Annotated in this window: 15 protein-coding genes; 7 read left to right on the forward strand and 8 right to left on the reverse strand. The window is 70.6% G+C overall.

Going from position 1 to position 19250, the window contains the following annotated elements:
- Positions 1 to 29 precede the first annotated feature (29 nt).
- From ACZ4VF_RS31975 to ACZ4VF_RS31990, 4 genes are all read right to left on the reverse strand, one after another.
- Positions 30 to 371 carry a WXG100 family type VII secretion target gene (locus ACZ4VF_RS31975; RefSeq protein ID WP_356150413.1) on the reverse strand — a complete coding sequence of 114 codons (342 nt, stop codon included), beginning with the start codon at positions 369 to 371 and terminating at the stop codon, positions 30 to 32.
- A gap of 113 nt (positions 372 to 484) precedes the next feature.
- On the reverse strand, positions 485 to 1750 hold the full coding sequence (locus tag ACZ4VF_RS31980) for a S8 family serine peptidase (RefSeq protein ID WP_467930381.1): 1266 nt from the start codon (positions 1748 to 1750) through the stop codon (positions 485 to 487).
- A 67-nt stretch (positions 1751 to 1817) separates the two neighbouring features.
- Positions 1818 to 3632 carry a WXG100 family type VII secretion target gene (locus ACZ4VF_RS31985; protein WP_467930382.1) on the reverse strand — a complete coding sequence of 605 codons (1815 nt, stop codon included), beginning with the start codon at positions 3630 to 3632 and terminating at the stop codon, positions 1818 to 1820.
- Complete coding sequence (locus ACZ4VF_RS31990; RefSeq protein WP_467930383.1) at positions 3625 to 4092, reverse strand: hypothetical protein; 468 nt, start codon at positions 4090 to 4092, stop codon at positions 3625 to 3627. Before ACZ4VF_RS31990 ends, ACZ4VF_RS31985 begins: the two co-directional genes overlap by 8 nt.
- Before the next feature lie 473 nt (positions 4093 to 4565).
- Here ACZ4VF_RS31990 and ACZ4VF_RS31995 point away from each other — a divergent pair, with 473 nt between their 5' ends.
- From ACZ4VF_RS31995 to ACZ4VF_RS32010, 4 genes are all read left to right on the forward strand, one after another.
- Complete coding sequence (locus ACZ4VF_RS31995) at positions 4566 to 5081, forward strand: hypothetical protein (RefSeq protein WP_467930385.1); 516 nt, start codon at positions 4566 to 4568, stop codon at positions 5079 to 5081.
- 66 nt (positions 5082 to 5147) lie between these two features.
- Positions 5148 to 7445 (forward strand): DUF6571 family protein, encoded by a 2298-nt coding sequence (locus ACZ4VF_RS32000; RefSeq protein WP_467930386.1) that lies wholly within the window; start codon positions 5148 to 5150, stop codon positions 7443 to 7445.
- Positions 7446 to 7696: 251 nt separating this feature from the next.
- A complete protein-coding gene (locus ACZ4VF_RS32005) occupies positions 7697 to 8005 on the forward strand; it encodes a hypothetical protein (protein ID WP_467930387.1) in 309 nt (102 codons plus the stop codon).
- Positions 7992 to 8624 carry a hypothetical protein gene (locus ACZ4VF_RS32010; protein ID WP_467930388.1) on the forward strand — a complete coding sequence of 211 codons (633 nt, stop codon included), beginning with the start codon at positions 7992 to 7994 and terminating at the stop codon, positions 8622 to 8624. Before ACZ4VF_RS32005 ends, ACZ4VF_RS32010 begins: the two co-directional genes overlap by 14 nt.
- A 78-nt stretch (positions 8625 to 8702) precedes the next feature.
- Here ACZ4VF_RS32010 and ACZ4VF_RS32015 read toward each other — a convergent pair whose 3' ends face one another.
- Genes ACZ4VF_RS32015 through eccB form a run of 3 tightly spaced genes read right to left on the reverse strand, consistent with a single transcriptional unit; the run spans position 8703 to position 12117 of the window.
- On the reverse strand, positions 8703 to 9308 hold the full coding sequence (locus ACZ4VF_RS32015; RefSeq protein ID WP_467930390.1) for a hypothetical protein: 606 nt from the start codon (positions 9306 to 9308) through the stop codon (positions 8703 to 8705).
- Positions 9308 to 10576, reverse strand: coding sequence for a type VII secretion-associated serine protease mycosin (gene mycP / locus ACZ4VF_RS32020; RefSeq protein ID WP_467930391.1), 1269 nt, complete (start codon positions 10574 to 10576; stop codon positions 9308 to 9310). The genes ACZ4VF_RS32015 and mycP overlap by 1 nt, the downstream gene beginning before the upstream one ends.
- Positions 10577 to 10587: 11 nt before the next feature.
- The gene (eccB, locus tag ACZ4VF_RS32025; protein WP_467930392.1) at positions 10588 to 12117 is read right to left on the reverse strand and encodes a type VII secretion protein EccB; all 1530 of its coding nucleotides are present in this window, start codon (positions 12115 to 12117) and stop codon (positions 10588 to 10590) included.
- Positions 12118 to 12314: 197 nt separating this feature from the next.
- Here eccB and eccE point away from each other — a divergent pair, with 197 nt between their 5' ends.
- From eccE to ACZ4VF_RS32040, 3 genes are all read left to right on the forward strand, one after another.
- Positions 12315 to 13652 (forward strand): type VII secretion protein EccE, encoded by a 1338-nt coding sequence (eccE, locus tag ACZ4VF_RS32030; protein ID WP_467930393.1) that lies wholly within the window; start codon positions 12315 to 12317, stop codon positions 13650 to 13652.
- Between the two features lie 14 nt (positions 13653 to 13666).
- The gene (locus ACZ4VF_RS32035; protein ID WP_467930599.1) at positions 13667 to 14437 is read left to right on the forward strand and encodes a hypothetical protein; all 771 of its coding nucleotides are present in this window, start codon (positions 13667 to 13669) and stop codon (positions 14435 to 14437) included.
- Positions 14438 to 14738: 301 nt separating this feature from the next.
- Positions 14739 to 18167, forward strand: coding sequence for an SCO5717 family growth-regulating ATPase (locus tag ACZ4VF_RS32040; RefSeq protein WP_467930395.1), 3429 nt, complete (start codon positions 14739 to 14741; stop codon positions 18165 to 18167).
- A gap of 91 nt (positions 18168 to 18258) precedes the next feature.
- Here the strand turns inward: ACZ4VF_RS32040 and ACZ4VF_RS32045 are convergent, their stop codons facing one another.
- Positions 18259 to 19206, reverse strand: coding sequence for a bifunctional riboflavin kinase/FAD synthetase (locus ACZ4VF_RS32045; protein ID WP_467930396.1), 948 nt, complete (start codon positions 19204 to 19206; stop codon positions 18259 to 18261).
- Positions 19207 to 19250 lie beyond the last annotated feature (44 nt).

Raw genomic sequence — 19250 nt, forward strand, 5'->3', positions numbered from 1 at the left:
GTTGCTGAAAAGGTTTGGGCTGGGGTGGATCAGTAGCTGGACAGCGCCGAGTGCGAGCCGCCGAAGTCGACGTCGATGCTCTGGACCTGCGAGCGGATCTCGTCCTCCGTGCCGTCCTTGATCTTGCGGGTGCTGCTCATGGCCTCGATGAACTTGGTGAGGATGTTGCCGATCTTCACCATGCGCTCGTTGATCTCGGTCTGCTTGGCGTTGAACGCGCCGGCGCCGATGCCCTTCCAGTGGCCCTCAAGGCTGTCGATGATGGCCTGCAGTTCCTTGAGCTGGCCCTTGATGCCCTCGAAGCGGTGCAGCAGCTCCTTTTCGAGGATGATGATGTCTTTGTCGCTTACCTTCTGGCGCTGCGTCGCCATTTTCGTGCCCTTCTTTTGTGAACTACCTTGCCGGGCGCCGCACTCAGGCTTCGGCGCGGCCGGCAAGCGGACTTCTGCTCACTCGGTGAGTGAGCAGGCAGGCGGGAGACCGCTCAGGCGTTACGGCGTGCGCGCAGCACGGCGAAACCGGCGCCTCCGATGATGAGTACGGCTGCCACGGCGCCGATGATCACCCAGGTCTGGGTGCCGCTGCCGGAGTCGGTGTCCTTGGCGGCGGCGGGGGTGGAGCCGTCGGCGGAACCGGCCTTCTCGGCCGGCTTCGCCGAGGCTCCTTCGGAGGGTGCGGCCGAGGAGCCCGCGGCCTGGGAGCCCTTTCCGGCCGTGATGTCCTCGTCGGGATCCGCCCCGTTCTCGGCGGCGAGGGGGTCCCTGTTGGCCGGCCCCGGATCGATGTCCTTGTCGATCAGCACACGGCGCGGACGGATGATGCCGTAGCCGAGGTACTTGCTGGGCTTGTTCTTGGCCCAGGTGCGGCCGGCGGTGTCGATGAGGGAACGGAGGACCTGGTTGGCCGTCCAGTCGGGGTGGGCGGACCAGACGAGGGCTGCGGAGGCTGAGGCTACGGCGGAGGCGGCACTCGTGCCTTTCCCGTTGCAGTATTTCGTGAACGTGTTGTCGCACCAGCCCTGGATGTCTATGCCTGGTGCCGCGAGGTCGACCTGGTTCCCGTAGGAGGAGAAATTACCTACGGTTCCGTTCCTGTCAATGGCCCCGATACCGACAGCATACGGATCCATGGAAGGATAGTTCCGCTTGTTTCCCTTGTCTCCGGTGTTACCGGTCGACGCGAAGAGCAGCTTTCCTTTGGAAGCGGCGTACTTCAGTGCCGCCTCTTCCTCTTCGTCGTAGAACTCGCTTCCGTAAGACATGTTGATGATCTTGGCGTCGCTGTCGGCGGCGGCCCTGATCGCCTCAGCCGAGTCGAGGGATTTTGCCCGCTCGTCCTCATCTTTCAGAGCATCGAGCCCGACCCGAATCGGAATGATCTTCGCCTCCGGAGCAAGACCCTTGATACCTCCGCCAGCTCCGGTACCTGCAATGAGTTCCGCGATCGTCGTGCCATGGCCAGCGAAGTCATGGGTGACGTGGTACTTAGCGACTCTGGGTACCTCGTCGACGAGCACCTGGCCCTTGAGTGAAGGCGTGTCCGGGTTCACTCCGGTATCGATGACAGCGACCTTCACCCCCTTGCCGGTGCTGTACTTCCATATCTCCTTGGCGCCCATCGCGTCGAGATACCACTGCTTGGACTGAACGCCGTCCGCGGCCACGGCCCCGGGGGCCAGCCCTGCCGATGCGATGGCCAGCGCGCCCAGTACCGAGCAGACAGCAGACAGCCGCCTCGCGTTGCGCCTCATCAGGAGGGCAGTCCTCGTACCGCGCCGGCCGGTCCCTGGCTTCATGCCTGTGTACGTCCTCGCTCGTTCAGTCGCTCTTCTCGGGCACGTCACGCCGCTGCTGCGACGGGCGCTGCTGGCGTGTCTCGGCAGTCCCACCGGCGCGTCCCCCCACCGTTCCGCGGCCGAGCCCCTTGGAGCCCGCCTCGGAGCCGTTGAGCGGGGAACCAGCCGTGTTGCGGGGCGCGCCGATCACACCCTCCGGGTTGCTCGCCGAGCGCAGGACCGCCTGACCCGCACCGGGTTCCGGCTTCGCCGTCGGGGCACCGACGACTCCTCGCTGGCCGAGCGTGCCCTTGGTGGGCGAGGACGAGACCGGTTCCTCGGCGCCGACGACCGTACCGCGCGGCACACGAGGGTTGGCCGTCCCTCCGGAGCCACGACCCGTGACGGGCTTCCCGCCCACGACACCGTTGCGCGCCGGAGCGTTGGGACCGGTTGCTCCCGTACGTCCGCCGGACGTGTTGGTCGTCCTCGGCGTTCCGCCGGTGACGGGACGCCCCACCGGAGTGCGGCCGGACTGCACGGGCCCCCGCGCACCCGGCTGGCCCGCCGGGGTCGCACGGCCCGTGGCACGCGCGGGCTGTCCCATCGGGCCCTGCGGCACCCGGCCACCGGTGACGGAACGACCTGCCTGTCCGACCGGGCCCTGGGGCACGCGGCCACCGGCGACGGGGCGACCCGGCTGGCCGGTGGAGCCCTGCGGCACTCGACCGCCGGCGGTACCCGACGGACCGGTGCGCCCCTGCGCGGAGACGGGCAGTCGGCCGCTCGGGCCATAACCGGGGGTGCGACCGGTGGTCGGCACGACGGGAGGTGCCATCGGCCCGGTGGGCAGCGGGGGCGTCGGGCCGCCGCCACTGGTGGTCGGCACAGTAGGAGTCGGCGAATTGGGCGGCGTCGTGGGCGTCTGAGGCGGCAGCGTGGTTGTGGTGTTGATTTCCGTGCCGACCTCGTGGCCGGAAGGTGCGCTCGGCTCGTGGGCTTCCTTCAGGGGCGGCACGTGACCACCGGCCCCTGTCGCGTGGGAGGCAGCCGGCTCGGCGTGGCCGGCGGTCGAGCTTCCGTGGCTCCTCGCCACACCCTGTCGCATCGAGGAGGGTGCGGACGTTCCCGAGCCGCCCGTCCCCCAGCTTCCCTCCTGGCCCCACGGCTTGGGCACCCCCAGATCCGGAATGGGCGTGTACGGCTTCGGGTCGGTCTGCATCGCCATGCCCAGCGCGGTCGCGGACACCGAGTAGAACGACGCCAACCGGTTCATCTGGTTGATCGCCTCTTGCCGGTTCTTCTCGACCTTCAGGGCGACGGCGTAGTCGGGGTCACCGTCGACCTGCTTGGACTTGGGCAGGTCCTCGGGGTGTTTCTGCTCGCTCGCGGGGCGGGGGTCCCGTTCCTTCGGCATGGAGCTGCGCACCGAGGCCAGCCCCGTGGCGGCGGCGGAGATCTCGGTGGCGGCGACGTCGGCGAACGTCGCGAGTCCCTTGGTCCAGTCGATCAGGCCCTTGGTCCAGACGTGGAACTGGTCCGCGCCGTCGCCCTCCCAGTCGACGTCCTTGAGGTCGGCCTCCAGGTCCGTCGCCGCGTCGTGGATGGCCGTACGGGCGTCCCACAGGGCCTTGCTGGCCGTCTCCAGGTGCTCGGGATTGGCGTGGTGGACCAGGTCGAGCATCGCGTTGAGCTTGTGGCCCTCGAAGTCGGTCCGCCCCGCGGACAGGGCCGCCCCCATCGGCGTGCCCCTGAACCCGTTCTGCAGACGGCTGAGCGTGTTGACGAACCCGACCTGGCGGTTGGCCTGCTCGACGTCGGCCTTGTACTCGGGCTTCTGCTGCCAGTTGTCAGTCAATGGAACCCGCCCCCGCGGACTTGTCGTCGCCGCTGTGCTCACCGGCCTTGGCATGCTTGGCGTCGGCGTGCTCGCCCTTCGGCTGTGTCGCCTCACGATGCTGCTCGGCGAGGTGCGAGCGGATCTGATGGAACCGCCGGCGCACCTCGTCCTCCGTACCGTCGTACGTGACATCGGCGGCGTGCGCCGCGAGCCTCAGCGCCTCGATCTGCATGCCCAGGTTCTGCGACAGCGTGGTGAGGCGTTCGTGCACCTGCTCGTAATTGCCGTGCAGCTCGGTCGCCTCGTGGAACGGGATGTTCGAGCCGCTGAACGAACCGGCGCTGAGCTTGTGTTCCGCCAGCCTGGAGGGACTGCCGGGAGCCCCTTCGAAGGCGGTCAGCGCCTTGTCCACCTTCGTCTTGAACTTCGCCAGCGCATCGATACCGCGCCGCATGCCCGAGCCGCCACCGCCGCTCACCGCGACCCCTTCCCCGTTTCCCCGTTGGTAGAGCCAGAGAGACCGGGCAGCACAGTTCGTACCCCCGATCCATCCCTGACCACTGTAGTCACTGCACACATGGCGGCCAACTGAACTCTGCGACGGTTCAGTTGCAAAGGTGTCCCGAAGTGACCGACTCACGACCGCCCAAGACCGGCAATGCGGTCAATAACGACAGAAGCAGGCGGGTATCTGCGCAGAAGATTCACACGCGGGGGGAGCGAGAGGGCATGGGAGGTAGCCCGGAACAGGGCTTTGCAACCACAAAAGCTCACCCGCGGGGGGCGGTTCGGGCTTGCCGAACAGTTCGGGCCGGTACTCGGCAGGGGCGCACCTCCGCCGAATTTTCACACCCGACACACCGCACATAGTGGACATGGTGCAAATTTTCCCCAGCATCGGTTGCTAACTTGACCCGGAATCGGAGTCACCACGGGGGAAGGGGCCCTTCCATGGCATGGGACGAGTGGGAGCAGCTCAAGGCGCAGGCCGCCGACGGGCAGTCGGCACACATGCAGCTCAACCATGTCGACGGGGGCGGCGGCACCTACGGCCCCTATGTCCTCCCCGGCAAGACCGGTGACCTCAAGGTGGGCCACGGCGACCTGGTGAAGATCGGCGGCGCCGCCCACCACCTGTACGACCAGCTCTGGGACAAGGCCCGTGTGGCGACCCCCGGCAGCGACAGCGCGGCCGGCGACCTCTCCCAGCAGGGCTTCGCGCTCGGCGCCGGGCTGCAGCACGTCTCCAACCGCTGGGAGGAGCAGCTGAAGTCCCTGATGGACGCCTGCGCCCAGATCTCCAACCACATGCAGGTCACCAAGACCGTGCACCAGAACGACGAGAACTACATCCAGCGGCAGATGAGCAGCATCGACGTGCTGGACGACGGGTTCGACGACAGGGCGGGGGCGCCGGGCGAGAAGAACCACTACGGAAGCGAAGGCAAGGCCAAGAAGAAGGAGTAGCGGAGCCGGGTTGTCGGCGAGCCAGACGATCACACCATCCGGTACTGCTACCCCCGGGAACCACCCATGGACTTCAACGCCCTCTACCACGCCAACTTCAAGCTGCTCGACGACGCCGTCACCGACTGGTCGACGCTCGTGAAGCACCTCGAAGACCTGAAGAAGGACGCGGAGGACGGCCTGCACAAGGCAGCCAACGCGGCCGACTGGGCAGGCGTGAACGCCCAGGTCTCCAAGGAGTTCATCGGCAAGACCGCTGGTGAGTTCGGCGACGCCCACACGCAGGCGACCTCGATCCGCAACATCCTGCGTGACACCCGGAACGAGCTGAAGACGTACCACCGGCAGTTGACCGACGCCGTCTCGCGCGGGCAGAAGAAGAACCTGACGGTCACGGACACCGGCAAGGGCGGCTTCACGGTCATGGGCAACACCCGGCCGGACTGGGCCTCCGACCCCAGCGGCAAGACGAGCACCACCAACCAGAAGGACGTCGACGACCTCCGCGACGAGATCCAGGGCATCCTCAGCAAGGCCACCGAGAGCGACAACACGGCCAAGACCGTCCTCATGGCGCTCGTCGACCAGACCAAGGTGGGCTTCTCGGACGTCAGTTATAAGGACCGCGATGCTGCGGCGGCCGCCGTCAAGGAGGCCGACGAGCTGGCGAAGCTGGCGAAGAAGGACCCGGAAGACCTCACGGTCAAGGAGTTCGACCTCCTGAACGCCGGGCTGAAGAAGTACCACGACGACCCCTTGTTCGCCGAGCGCTTCACGACCAGGCTCGGAGCGAGGAAGACCCTGGAGTTCTGGGCCGGTGTCGCAGACCCACAGGTGTCACCCGACCTCACTCGTGAGCGGCGGGATCAGTTCGACGAGTTGCAGAAGAGTCTGGGGCTGACCCTGGCCACGGCGAGTCAGAGCGACACACCGGGTATGGACCAGTGGAAGCGCGACGTCATCGATCTGGGCGATCAGCGAGTCGGGCACCGACAGCACGTCATCGGCTTCCAGGTCATGAGCAGTCTCATGCGCGCAGGCGACTATGACGACGCATTCATGACTGACTATGGCAAGAAGCTGATGGCGACAGAGCGGAGGCTGACGCATGACGGGAACTATGCCGCCTGGGGGCGGATGGCTTCCGATCCCTACCTGAACCGGATGGACGGCGACTCCGGGTGGGACCCGCTGAGCGGGTACCTGAAGGGGCTCTCCAACAACCCGGATGCCGCCACCGATTTCTTCAACGACGACTTCATCCCGAAGGACGGCGACCACAAGCACGCCGTCTCCAACTTCAAGTACCTGTTCGAAGACCGTCACTGGCCGCACGAGGTCAAGAGCGACATCAGCGGCGATGCGAGCAACGACGGGCGCAACAACCTGGCGTCCGCCCTCGAGGCAGCCGCCACGGGGCACCCTGCGGGTGAACTGCCCACCGATGACACCCCCGCTCACAATCCGGGCCAGGCCAAGCTGTTCGAGAGCATCGTGTCTTCGATCTCCGACGACAATGGGCGACTGACGGATCACGGTTATATGTCTGACAGCATCGGCCAGATCGCCTCCGAATACCTTCCGGACATCGACCGAGCGACGACCGACGTCGACCCGCATCCGGACAAGAACGACGCGGACGGTCAGGCGGCATGGGACCGTATCCAGAAGCTCTACCCCGTTCAGGGCACGGATGCCGAACTGGACCGTCGGGAAGTGACGCGTTTCCTCTTCGCCGTCGGGCAGGACCCGAAAGGCTATGCAGCCGTCGAAGTGGGACAGAAGAATTACATGGGCAAGCTGATGGAGTACCACCTGAATTCGGACCTGCCCGAGAGTCAACGCCCCAGCCACGACCTGGAACTCACGGTGCGGGACATCGCGCGACACTCGGGCCAGATTTCAGGCACCTTGGCCATGGGGCGGAACGAAGCAGTCGCGGGCCCCGCCGATGTCAAGGACAAGGATTTCGACCACTCGGTTGCCCAGTGGAAGAACCTGCTGTCCGGGGCTGTCGGCACCGGCATCGGTGTCGGCACCTCGTATATCGCGTCTCCCGCAGTCGGCGCCGGGGTGGGAGGTGCCGCTGGTACCGCCACCAGCATGATGCTGGAGGAACTCTTCAAGGACGCCGAGGGCAGCGCCAAGGACGATGCCGGCAGCGAGATGGGCAAGAACTGGCAGCTCGGCAATGAGAACAACATGAGGTACACCAGGAAGGCTGCCTTCGACGCAGCCAGGGCCTACCACCTCTCGAACAGCGGTGACGTATCCACGTGGGCAGAGGACTCCTCCTCCCAGGGGTTCATGGAAGGCGGCAACTACATGCAGCAAGTCGGGCCCGAACTCGTCACGGACATCTGATGTCAGCATCGAGCCGACCGAAGGATTGTGGGTACGCGATGGCTCGGCCAGTAAAGGCAGCCGCGGTGGCCGCTGCGGTGTTCGGCCTGGTCGCCGGGTGTTCGGAGCCGACGGCGAAGAGAGAGTACGACGTCCCCAGAGCGCTGTGTGGGGTGCCGGTGGACAGTCGCCTTCTCTCCTCCTTCCTTCCGGCGGGCGAAAAGATCAGAGTCCTGGAGACGCGTCCCGTGCCTTCCAGGAAACTCTGCCGGGTGGACGTAGACGGCCGGTGGGCGCTGATGGCGAATCTCCAGTGGTGGGAGGAGGACGTGTCCATCGCCATGGTCGTGATTGCCAACCCTGAAACGGACAAGTCCGCACGGTCGTCCGACGACGACTTCTTCTACACCGGCACGGGAGCCGTGAAACTGGTCAAGAACTGCAAGAACCCCGACCACGACCGGCATCTGCTATACACCTCGTTGCAGGTGCACAACTCGGACCTCGGCGACATCTCCGCCATGAAGAGGCTGGCGACCGCGTACACCAAGGCCGTGGAACGCTCTGATGAATGTACGTGACGCGGCCCGGAGACCCCTGCTCGCCGGTGGAGCGGCGCTCGTGCTGCTCTGCCTCGTCGGGGGTGTCCTCTACGTACTGGGAATTTCGCCCTTCCAAGAGAAGAAAGGCGAGATCAAGGCCTCCGAGGTGTGCCGGACGCTGGGATCGCCGGCCGGCAGCGCCGCCGCGTTGAGGCGCATCCTGCCGGACAAGTCGTCGTACTCCTTCGACGACGACATCACCGACAGGCGTTACGGCGACACGGACTTCAGCTACACGACGTCCTGCTTCGTCGACGGCGACGGTAGGCAACTCGTCGCGGCCACCACTGAGATGCTGCGGTACGACAAAGCCGACGACTGGGAGAAGGACGTGGTCGAGAACCACGCACCGGCTTCCTCGGTCAAGCCGTTCCCCGCTGGTGACAAGGCGGTCGCGTCCGACAGGGTCGCCGCCGTCTACCTTCCGTGTACTGCCCGCGGCTTCGGCCGGCATCTGAGTGTCGTCGTACAGCTCAAGCAGCGCGGCAGTGCTCCCGGCGATCAACTGCGGGAGGGGCTGATCTCCCTCGCCCGCAACGCCGCGGTCTTCGCCCACGACGAAGCGAAGTGCGACGTGCCGTCCAAGGTGACCTCCTGAGCCGGTCCGGTGAGCCGGCCGCAGGGAGCCCGCTGCCGGCTTGCCGTCAGGGGGACGTGACGCGTCCGCGGCAACCGGTCAGCACTCCCCCTCCTCCTCCCGAGCCTTCATCCGGTACCCCAGGTACGTCAGCGTCCCCTCGCCGCCGGCGATGCCCGGTGGGGTGTAGTCGTCCTTCTTCGAGCGGGTTCGTTCGATGTGGGTGCAGAAGGCGTTGCCCGCGCCGTCCGCGGTGACTGTGAAGGAGGCGGTGTCCTGCGTGTTGCCGTCGGCGGGTTCCACCGTCACCCCGTACCCCGGTGCGTCGCCGCCGCCGTACTCGGTCACCTTGTCCTTGATCAGGGACTCGTAGTCGGTGAAGGAGAGGGGGCCCGAGTCGTCGGCCTGGAAGGTGGAGCCGTCGAGGTCGTCGGTTGCCTGCCGGACCGCGCTGGTCAGCTCGTCGTCGCTCCAGGAGACGTCGTCGGAGACGCCGAAGCCGTGGACGGCCGTGTAGACGCCGATGCCCGCGAGGGTGAGGAAGACGACGCGGGCGGCGACGAAGGCGGAGTCGGGGAGGTCCGGGGCCGAGGGGTTGACGCTGGTGCGCCAGGCGCGTACCCGGTCCGCCTTCACGCAGGCCATGGCCACCATGACGGCGGACAGGGCCAGGCCCAGCACGTTCAGTCGGGTCAGTGCGTCCATCAGCGGGTTCCCACGTGTCCACGGCGCCTGCGGCGGGCGTCGCGCAGGGCCACCGCTCCGCCGCCGAGGGCCGCCACCAGGACCGCGACGCCGATCGCGACGTAGGTCGCGATGCGGGCCGTGCGTTCCTGCGGGGTCTCGCCGAGGGTGAGCTTGGCGGGGGTGGGGGCCTCCGCGTGGGTGAGGCCCGCGTCCGGGTGGGGGGACTCGATCGGGTGGTCGTCCTCCGTGACGGCGCGGACCGGGTCGACCACGCCCCAGCCGACCCGGATGTCGTAGCCGGCGATGGAGCGTTCGGCGGTCTGCTCGATCTGGGCCACGACCTGGCGGGCCGTCCAGGCCTTGTGCTTGGCCTTGATGAGCGCCGCCACACCGGCGACGTAGGGCGCGGAGAAACTCGTCCCGTTGTCCGGGCAGTGGCCGCCCTTCGGGACCGTGGAGATCATGTCGACTCCGGGGGCCGCCACGCCGACGAAGTCGCCCGACTGGGAGAAGGCCGCGCGTTCGTTGTTGCGGTCCGACGCCGCCACCGCGAGGACTCCCGGGTACGACGCCGGGTACGTCGGCTTCACGTTGCCGCCCAGGCCGTCGTTGCCCGCCGAGGCGACCACGACGATCTTCGCCGCCAGTGCCTCGTCGACCGCCCGGTGCAGGTCGTCGGCCGGCGGGATGGCGTTGGCGGTGTCCTGGGAGATGTTGATGACGTCGGCCTTGGCCTTGATCGCGTGCCGGATGGCCTGCGCGAGGGTGCCCGCCGTGCCGTGTCCCTCCGCGTCGTTCTGCTTGATCGGGATGATCGTGGCCTCGGGGGCGAGTCCGACGAAACCGGTGCCCTTCATGGGGCGGGCGGCGATGATGCCCGCCACGCGCGTGCCGTGGCCGACCGTGTCCGTCGTGCCCTGGCGGTTGCCGCGGTCGATCTCCTGACCCTTGTCGTCCTTGGCGGGGAGGAAGTTCGCGCCGTCGGCGGCGTCGACGGCGTGGGTGAGCTGCGGGTTGGCCGTGTCGACGCCCGTGTCGATGACGGCGACCCGGACGTTCCTGCCCTTCGACTCGCTCCACAGCTGATCGAGGTTCACGCGCTGCAGGGCCCAGGGCGTGCCGGAGTACTTGTGGTTGGTCTTCGAGAACGTGCACTGGTCGGAGGCGGAGTCCGCGGCGGCCGCCGGCGCGGCCGGAAGGGCGGTCGCCAGCAGGGTGGCGGCCGTGGTGAGGACCGTGGTGAGGGCCGTCGCCGGGGCCGTGCGGGTCCGGAGGGCGGGCGTCATCGGCGTACCCCTCACGAGCCCTGCGGCTGGCGGGCCGCCGCGGTGGACAGGCGGGGTCCGGTCGGCAGGAACTTCGACCAGGCGACGGGGATGGGCGCGGGGGTCACTTCGGCGTAGCCGAGGCGGGTCTGCGCCAGCTTGGCCTCCTGCTGGAGCTGCTTGCGCTGCTTGTCGGAGAGCCCGATCCCCTTGTCGTCGCCGGCGCTGTCGTCGTTGGACTGCAGGGCGTACCGCAGACCGGTGTCGGTGACCAGGAAGAGCGGACCGGCCTTGGTCTCCCTGCCCTGGAACTGGCGGTAGAGCTGGCCGGAGCCCGCGGTGACGTAGGCGCTGGAGGAGCCGGTGGGCAGGACGGCCGGGAAGTCGGTGCCGGCCCACGTGCTCAGCGTGGTGGCGCCGTTGTCGGGGTCGACGTGGTTCAGGACGGTGCAGACGGTGTTGCGGCTGCCGTCGCCCGGTGAGGGGTTGTTGACCGCGCGGGGCTTCTCGGTGGGCCACTCGTGGTCGGCGGCGAACGGCTCACCCCGTTTGATGGCACCCGCGCTGACCTCCTGCGGGTGTCCGGCCTGGCCGAGTTTGACCAGGGGCTCGCTGACGAGGAGGAGCTGGGCGACGAAGTCGGAGACGGGGGCGACCCGGCCGGGCAGGACGACGAAGTACTGCTCCTGCCCGTTGACCGGCGCCGTGAGCACCATGCCCACCCGGTTGGCCCGGGCGTCCAGCTGGCCGGGGGCGCCCGCGGCGGCGCCCGGGACGCCGTCGATCCGCGGGAAGCTGATCGGGTCACCCGGGTGCAGGGTCTCGATCCATTCGTTCGTCACCCGCTGCGGGGTGCGGTCGGGACCCACGATGGTCTCCAGCAGCAGGCGGTCGGAGGCGTCCACCGGGTAGGCCCGGCCGTGCGCGTCGACCACGTACTGCTTCTTGTCCGGGGTGGCGACGTAGAGGAGTTCGCCTCCGTGCAGCTTCTCCTTGGTGGCGGCCAGCTTGTCCTGGTCGCGCTCGGCCAGCACGAAGGCGGCCTTCTGGAGGGAGTCGCCGCTCCCGCTCGGGCGCTCGCAGACGGCCCATTCCTTGGCGGTGCCGGCCTCCTTGCCGGAGGGCAGCCGGTCGGGGGCGTAGGGGATGCCGATGGTGACGCCGTGCGGGATCCTGCCGTTGTCGAGGATCGACTCGTCGACGGTGACGACGTCGACGTCGCTCTGGGTGTCGAGGACGAGCTTGGCGGACGCCATGTTCAACACCGGGTGGAGCTGGACCTTGCCCTTGGTCTTCAGGACCACGTACCGGGTGGTGGACTTGCTGGCGATGATCACCTTCTGTCCGGGGGCGTCCCAGCCCTGCGGGGCCGTCGGCTTGAACATGCCCCAGGCGCCGAACGCCGCGAGGACGACGACACCGACGACGGCGCTGGGCAGGACGGCGCGCAGCGGCCGGGGTGCCCCCTCGTCGGAGGCATCCGGTGACGACTGCACGAAGGACGCGAGCATGCGTCGCTTCGCGAAGGTGTAGGCGTTGAGTTGATCCCGCCGAGATGCCATCTGTGCCCGTTTCTCCCCGTGTCTCACGCGGAGCGCGCCCGGGGATCTGGCTCCCCCGCCCTCCGTTGTCGGACCCGGCCCCTACTATGCCTGGTACGGAGCGGGTCTCGTGGAGCGGGTAGGGTACCTGGGCCCTCAAGGGCCTTGTTCAGTGGCCTGGTTCCAGCGAGTTGTGAGCAAAACGGGGGGATGGAGTGATGGCTTCCGGTACGCGGACGCGAGCGCGCGGCCGGTCGGCGGCGCGAGGCCGCACGGCCGGGTCCGAGGCGCCGCCGCGCGGAGCGGCCGCCCGGCGCGGCGCGGAGCGGCCGCAGGTCACGCTCGGCCTCAGGCAACGGCCGGGCCAGGCCGGGTCGTTCCGTTTGCAACGGCTCATGCTGGTGGAGCTGGCGGCGGCCGTACTGCTCGTCGGCTGGGCCGTGGGGATGGCGGCCCTGGTGCCGGCCGCGGTGGTCGCCCTGGCCCTGGTCCTGCTGGCCTTCGTACGGCGGCGGGGGCGCTCCCTGCCGGAGTGGCTGGCCACCGCCCGGGAGCTGCGGGCGCGGCAGAAACTGGCCGGCAGCACCCCGATACCGCCGGGCACGGAGCCGGGCCTGGTTCCGGCGGTGGAGTGCGAGCCCGCCCTGCGGACGTACTCCTACCAGGCGCGTGACCGGCGGCCGGTGGGGATCGTCGGCGACGGCACGTTCGTCACGGCCGTCCTCCAGGTGGAGGCCGACGCGACCGCGCTGCGGGCCGAGCGGACCCGGCAGCCGCTGCCGCTGGGGCTGGTGCGCGACGCGCTGGAGGTGGACGAGATCCGCCTGGAGTCGGCGCAGATCGTGCTGCACACCCAGCCGGCGCCCGCGCTGCACCTGCCCCAGCAGTCCGTGGCCGTGGCCAACTACCTCCCGCTCCAGGAGCAGACCGGCGCCCCGGCCGTGCGCATCACGTGGATCGCGCTGAAACTGGACCCGGAGCTGTGCGCGGAGGCCGTGGCCGCCCGCGGCAGCGGGCTGACGGGCGCGCAGAAGTGCGTGGTACGGGCGGCGGACCACCTCGCGAGCCGGCTGACCGGCGCCGGATTCCGGGCCCGGCTGCTGGACGAGGAGGAACTGGTCGCCGCGCTCGCGACCTCGGCCTGCGCCAATCCGCTGGTCACCGCGGAGGCGGGGCGCAGCGAGACCCGGGAGCGGCGCACCGAGGAGTCGGGGCGCAGCTGGCGCTGCGACAACCGGCGGCACACCACGTACTGGATCCGGCGCTGGCCCCAGCTGGGCGGCGAACGGGCCGAGTCGCTGCCCCAGTTCATCGCCCGGGTCACCGCCGTGCCGGCCCTGGCCACCACCTTCAGTCTCACCCTCGCGCAGGGCGAGCGGCAGGAGGCGTCGTTGTGCGGGCACCTGCGGGTGACCGGACGCAGCGACGACGAACTCGTGGCGGCGCGCCGCGCGCTGCAGGCCGCGGCCCGCCAGTCCGGGGCCGGGCTGACCCGCCTCGACCGTGAGCAACTGCCCGGCATGCTGGCCACTCTTCCCCTCGGAGGTACGCGGTGACGACGAGTCCGACCATGGCCCCGGCACCGGGCAGGACCACGCGGGGTACGCGGGAGCCGTCGGGGCCGCGGCGGATGGGCGAGCGACTGCGGAACGGGCTCGGCCTGATCGGGCCCCGGCACGGCCGGCACGGGCTGCCCGTGCAGCAGTTGGACGCGCTCGCGCTGCCCATCGGGGACGACGGGGTGGTGGCCGGTGTCGACGCCGAGGGGCAGCCGGCCGTCCTGGGCATCAACCGGCCCACGCCGTACGACGTCGTCCTCATCGGCGGTCTGTGGACGGCCCAGGTCCTCGCGCTGCGCTCCGCCGCCACCGGCGCCCGGGTCGCGGTGGAGACCGGGCGGCCGCAGGCGTGGATGCAGATGGTGCACGCCATGGGCGGCGGGCAGAACGGGCTGTCCGTGTACGACGTGGGGCGGGTGCCGCCGCAGGGCGCCTCTGCGGGAACGCCGGTGCTGGTGGTGCGGGACTGCGGTATGCGGCCCCCGCGTGGGCGGGTGGTGTCCGGGCCCTGGCAGTCGGTGCTGACGCTGCTGCCGTATCTCAGCCCGGTCGCGCCCCGGCTGCTGCGGCAGGCGCGGCTCGCCGGCATCCAGCGCGTCTCGCCGGACGAGGCGGCCGAACTGGGGCGCACGATGGGGCTGTCGCGGACCGAGGTGGAGTCGCTGCCGGCGCTGCCCGACGGTGTCACCCTGTGGTGCACCGACCGTGACCGGCAGTATGTGCTGACCCAACCCACCGACGCCGAGATCGGATTGTTGGGCACGCCCCGACGGATGGACTGAACTGCCCCCGCCCGTCCCTTTTGTTCGACGTGTGGCAGTGGCCGCGCGGGGCGATCGGGGCGCTTCCGGGCCCGCCGTGACCTGGTGGGCGGGCGCGGAGGGGTGGACGGGCCTGCCGAGGTGTGGCTCCTGGTGATTAGGCTGGGAGCGGGCGCGATGGCAGGACCCGTGGACCGGGCGTCGGTGTCCCGGGGGGAGGGCCGGTGCATCGGACCGCCCCGAACGACTACGGACGACTCGTACGACACGACATGGTCGCCCCGGCACGGCATGAGGGTGCTCGACCACACCAGGAGGAACTGTGAGCAGCGATCGGGACGGGATGCGCGGGGGCTGGGACACACCCGGCGATGACCAGCCCGACGCGGAGGCCGTCGAGACCACCGGCGAGTTCACCATCGACTACGCTCCGCCCGCCTGGTACACGCAGAACGCGTCCGGTACGGCGGGGGGCCAGGGCGGAGTGGGCGGAGCGGGCGGGTTCACCGGGGCCGGCGGCTCCGGCTCCGGCGGTGACACGGGCGCCCCGGCCGCTCCCGCGGTGCCGTTCCCCACGGGCACGCCCAGTCCGACGCCGCCCCCGCCGGCCGCCCAGCCGACGGGCACCCCGCCCCAGGGGACTGCGTACGCCCCGGCGCCGGACGCGCCGTTCACTCCGCCGCAGGGCACCCCGTACGCTCCCCCGGCTCCCCCGGCTCCCCCGGCTCCCCCGGCTCCCCCCGCCGCGCCGCCGGCCGGCGACCCCGTTCCCGTGCCGCGGCTGCCCGAGGGGTTCGAGCCGCAGCAGTCCCGGCCCGCTCCGCAGGAGACGCCGGCCGCCTCCCCCGCGGTGCCGGAGACCGACAACGGCGACCTGGAGAGCGGGGCGACCATGCGGTTCTCCGCGGTCGCCCTGAAGCGCCAGATGGACGAGATCGCCGAGCGCGCGGCAGCCCCGGCCGGGACGCCGGCCGAGTCCGGGAGCGAGGGCTCAGCGGAGGGTACGGCGGGTACGGCGGCCACGGAGGCCTCGTCCGGTGCCGAGGGCGCCGCGGACCGTGCCGACGCGTCCGGCGGCGAGGCTGCCGCGCAGCAGGGCGCGGTGGCGGAGACCGGCGCGCCCGACGGCTCCGCTGCCGAGGGCTCCGCTTCCGACGGGCAGGAGGCGCGGGCCGAGGGCCCGGTCGCACCGGGTGCCGCCGACGCTGCCGACGCCGAGAAGGCTCCGGCCGACGCCGACGCCGACGCTGTGGCTTCGGTGGAGGACGGCGGTGCCGGGCAGGGCATCGGCGAGGAAAGTGCCGCCGACGCTGCCGCGCAGACCGACGCGGCGGAGGCTCCGGGCGCCGGTGCGGGAGACGCCGTCTCCGCGGAGGCCGACGTGACGGACGCCGTCCCCGCGGGCGCCGAGGTCCAGGGCAGCGCTCCTCGGCAGGGCACACCGGAGGACAGCGCCCCGGGCGCCCCCTCGGGCAACGCCCCCTCGGACGGCGGTCCCTCGGACACCACCGCCCCGCAGCCCACTTCGCCCACCGCGGACGCCCCGCAGCCCGTCCCCGGACAGCCCGGCCCCGGACAGCCCGGCGGCTACGGCTTCCCGCCCGGTGCGGGCTCGCCGCAGCCCGGCGCCGGCGCACCTCAGCCCGCCCCGGCCCACGCCGACGCACAGCAGCCCGCCCCGGGACAGCCCTACCCCGGCCGGCCCGGCGTACCGTCCGCCGGCCCGGTCCCCCAGGGTGCTCAGCCCGGCTGGACCCCGCCGCCCCCTCCGCAGAACGGGCTGCCGCCGCTGCCGCCGTCGTACCAGCCCGCCGCGCCGGCTCCCGCGGCCCAGTGGCCCGCGCAGCCCGGAACGCCGCAGGGTGTCCCGCAGCAGCCCGGGCCGATGCCGGGCGAGCAGCCGCAGCAGGCGGGCGGCCAGGTCCCGGGCGGTGTGCCCGGTCAGCAGCCGCCGTTCCAGCCGCAGGCTCCGCAGCCGGCACCCGCCGCATGGAACCAGCCCCACCAGCCCCACCAGGGCAGTCATCCGCACCTGCCCAACCAGCCGGGTGCGCCCGCCGCACCGGCACCGGTCCCGCAGCCGGCCCCCGGTGGTTACGGCTTCCCGCAGTCCCCGGGACCCCAGCCGGCCCCCAACGGGCCGACTCCGCCGAGCGGTTACGGCTTCCCCCAGCAGGGCGGCCCCGCCCCGCAGGCCCAGCAGGGCGGTTACGGCTTCCCGCAGCCCGGCGCGCCCAACATCCCTGCCCAGCCGGGCGGTTACGGCTTCCCCCAGACCCCGCACACCACGCAGCCCTCGCAGGCCCCGCCCTCCGCCCCCGGCGCCCCGCAGCCTCCTCAGGCCCCGCACGCGCCCCAGGCGCCCCAGGCCCCGGTCGACCCCCGGGCCGGGGCCGCCTGGCCGCAGCCCGTCCAGCACGACCAGCGGCAGCCCACCAACCCCGGTGCCGCGCCGCTCGGTTACACCGCGGCCGTCGAGCTGTCCGCGGACCGGCTGCTCAACAACAAGAGGCAGAAGGCGAAGAGCGGGCGGCCCACGGCGGCGGCCGGCCGGTTCAAGCTCGGCGGCAAGAAGGAGGAGGCCGAGCGGCAGCGCAAGCTGGAGCTGATCCGGACGCCGGTGCTGTCCTGCTACCGGATCGCGGTCATCAGCCTCAAGGGCGGTGTCGGGAAGACCACGACCACCACCGCGCTCGGTTCCACCCTGGCCACCGAGCGGCAGGACAAGATCCTCGCCATCGACGCCAACCCGGACGCCGGTACGCTCGGGCGGCGGGTGCGCCGGGAGACCGGGGCCACCATCCGTGACCTCGTCCAGGCCATCCCGTTCCTGAACTCGTACATGGACATCCGGCGGTTCACCTCCCAGGCCCCCTCCGGTCTGGAGATCATCGCCAACGACGTGGACCCGGCCGTCTCGACCACGTTCAACGACGAGGACTACCGGCGCGCGATCGACGTGCTCGGCCGGCAGTACCCGGTCATCCTGACCGACTCGGGCACCGGCCTGCTGTACAGCGCCATGCGCGGGGTGCTGGACCTCGCCGACCAGCTCATCATCATCTCCACGCCGTCCGTGGACGGCGCGAGCAGTGCCAGTACGACGCTGGACTGGCTGTCCGCGCACGGGTACGCCGACCTGGTCTCCCGGTCCCTCACCGTGATCTCCGGGGTCCGCGAGACCGGCAAGATGATCAAGGTCGAGGACATCGTGGCGCACTTCGAGACCCGCACCCGCGGGGTCGTCGTCGTGCCCTTCGACGAGCATCTGGCCGCCGGTGCCGAGGTCGACCTCGACATGATGCGGCCGAAGACGCGCGAGGCGTACTTCAACCTCGCCGCGATGGTCGCCGAGGACTTCACCCGCCACCAGCAGGCGCACGGCCTGTGGACGAGCGACGGCAACCCGCCTCCGGTGGCCGCGCCGCCCATGCCCGGTCAGTCGGTGCCCGGCCAGCCCATGCCGGGCCAGCCCCTCCCCGGCCAGCCGATGCCCGGTCAGCCCGTGCCCGGCCAGCAGTTGTACGGGCAGCCGTACCCGCAGGCTCCCGGCCAGCCGTACGCCCCGGCGCAGCAGCCGTACCCGCCGCAGCAGGGCCAGCCGCAGCCGTACCCGGCACAGCCCCAGCAGCCCGGCTACCCGCAGCCGCAGCCGCAGCCGTATCCGCAGCAACCGCAGCCTCAGCAGGGCCAGGAGGCTCCGCAGCAGCAGCCGCAGCAGCAGCCCCCGCAGGCTCCGCCCCAGCAGTAGGGCCACGGCAAAGGGCGGCCGGTGCTTCTCGCACCGGCCGCCCTTTCGCGTCGTGTCGTGTCGTGGAGCGACAGAACCGTTCGGCGGGACGCTACCTGTCCGCCGCCACGATCTCCCGGCACCGCTGCACATCCGCGGCCATCTGCTCCAGCAGGGCCTCCAGCGAATCGAACTTCGCCTGGCCGCGCACGTACGCGAGGAAGTCGACGGCGACGTGGAGGCCGTACAGGTCGAGGCCGACGCGGTCGATGGCGTACGCCTCCACCGTGCGCTCGGTGCCGTCGAACTGCGGGTTGGTGCCGACGGAGATCGCGGCCGGCATGATCTCGTCCTGGGCGTGCAGATACCCGGCGTACACGCCGTCGGCGGGGATCGCGGTGTGCGGGAGCGTCTCGACGTTGGCCGTCGGGAAGCCCAGTTCCCGGCCCCGCTGGGCGCCGCGGACGACGACGCCCTCCACACGGTGCGGACGGCCCAGGATCTCGCGGGCGCCCTCGACGTCGCCCTCGGCGACCAGGCGGCGGGTCAGCGTGGAGGAGAACGGCTCGCCGCCGCCCGCCTCACCGGTGACGTACAGGTCGACGATCTCGACCTCGAAGTCGTAGACCTTGCCCTGCTCGGCGAGGAACTCGACGTTCCCGGCCGCCCTGTGGCCGAAGCGGAAGTTCGGGCCCTCCACGACCGCCTTGGCGTGCAGCTTGTCCACCAGGACCTTCACCACGAACTCGGCGGGCGAGAGCTTGGAGAACTCGGTGGTGAAGGGGAGGATGAGGACCGCGTCCACGCCCAGCTCGCCCATGAGTTCGGCACGGCGGTGGTGCGGGGCGAGCAGCGGCGGGTGGCTGCCGGGACGGACGACCTCGCTGGGGTGCGGGTCGAAGGTGACCACGACGGCGGGGACGCCCAGCTCGCGGGCGCGGTCGACGGCGTGCTTGATGATCAGCTGGTGGCCGCGGTGGACGCCGTCGTAGGAACCGATGGTGACGACGCTGCGCCCCCAGTCCTGGGGGATGTCCTCCAAGCCACGCCAGCGCTGCACTGTGACCGCTCCTCGAACCCGTGTCCGTGTCTATCGATGACCTC

The sequence above is a fragment of the Streptomyces sp. NPDC029151 genome, assembly GCF_055564315.1.

What these genes read in the sequence shown, in the direction of transcription:
- ACZ4VF_RS32015 (WP_467930390.1), bottom strand. Translation starts at nt 9,308, where the DNA reads ATGGACGCACTGACCCGACTGAACGTGCTGGGCCTGGCCCTGTCCGCC.
- ACZ4VF_RS31975 (WP_356150413.1), bottom strand. Translation starts at nt 371, where the DNA reads ATGGCGACGCAGCGCCAGAAGGTAAGCGACAAAGACATCATCATCCTC.
- eccB (WP_467930392.1), bottom strand. Translation starts at nt 12,117, where the DNA reads ATGGCATCTCGGCGGGATCAACTCAACGCCTACACCTTCGCGAAGCGA.
- ACZ4VF_RS31995 (WP_467930385.1), top strand. Translation starts at nt 4,566, where the DNA reads ATGGCATGGGACGAGTGGGAGCAGCTCAAGGCGCAGGCCGCCGACGGG.
- mycP (WP_467930391.1), bottom strand. Translation starts at nt 10,576, where the DNA reads ATGACGCCCGCCCTCCGGACCCGCACGGCCCCGGCGACGGCCCTCACC.
- ACZ4VF_RS32000 (WP_467930386.1), top strand. Translation starts at nt 5,148, where the DNA reads ATGGACTTCAACGCCCTCTACCACGCCAACTTCAAGCTGCTCGACGAC.
- ACZ4VF_RS32010 (WP_467930388.1), top strand. Translation starts at nt 7,992, where the DNA reads ATGAATGTACGTGACGCGGCCCGGAGACCCCTGCTCGCCGGTGGAGCG.
- ACZ4VF_RS31980 (WP_467930381.1), bottom strand. Translation starts at nt 1,750, where the DNA reads ATGAGGCGCAACGCGAGGCGGCTGTCTGCTGTCTGCTCGGTACTGGGC.
- ACZ4VF_RS32035 (WP_467930599.1), top strand. Translation starts at nt 13,667, where the DNA reads ATGGCCCCGGCACCGGGCAGGACCACGCGGGGTACGCGGGAGCCGTCG.
- eccE (WP_467930393.1), top strand. Translation starts at nt 12,315, where the DNA reads ATGGCTTCCGGTACGCGGACGCGAGCGCGCGGCCGGTCGGCGGCGCGA.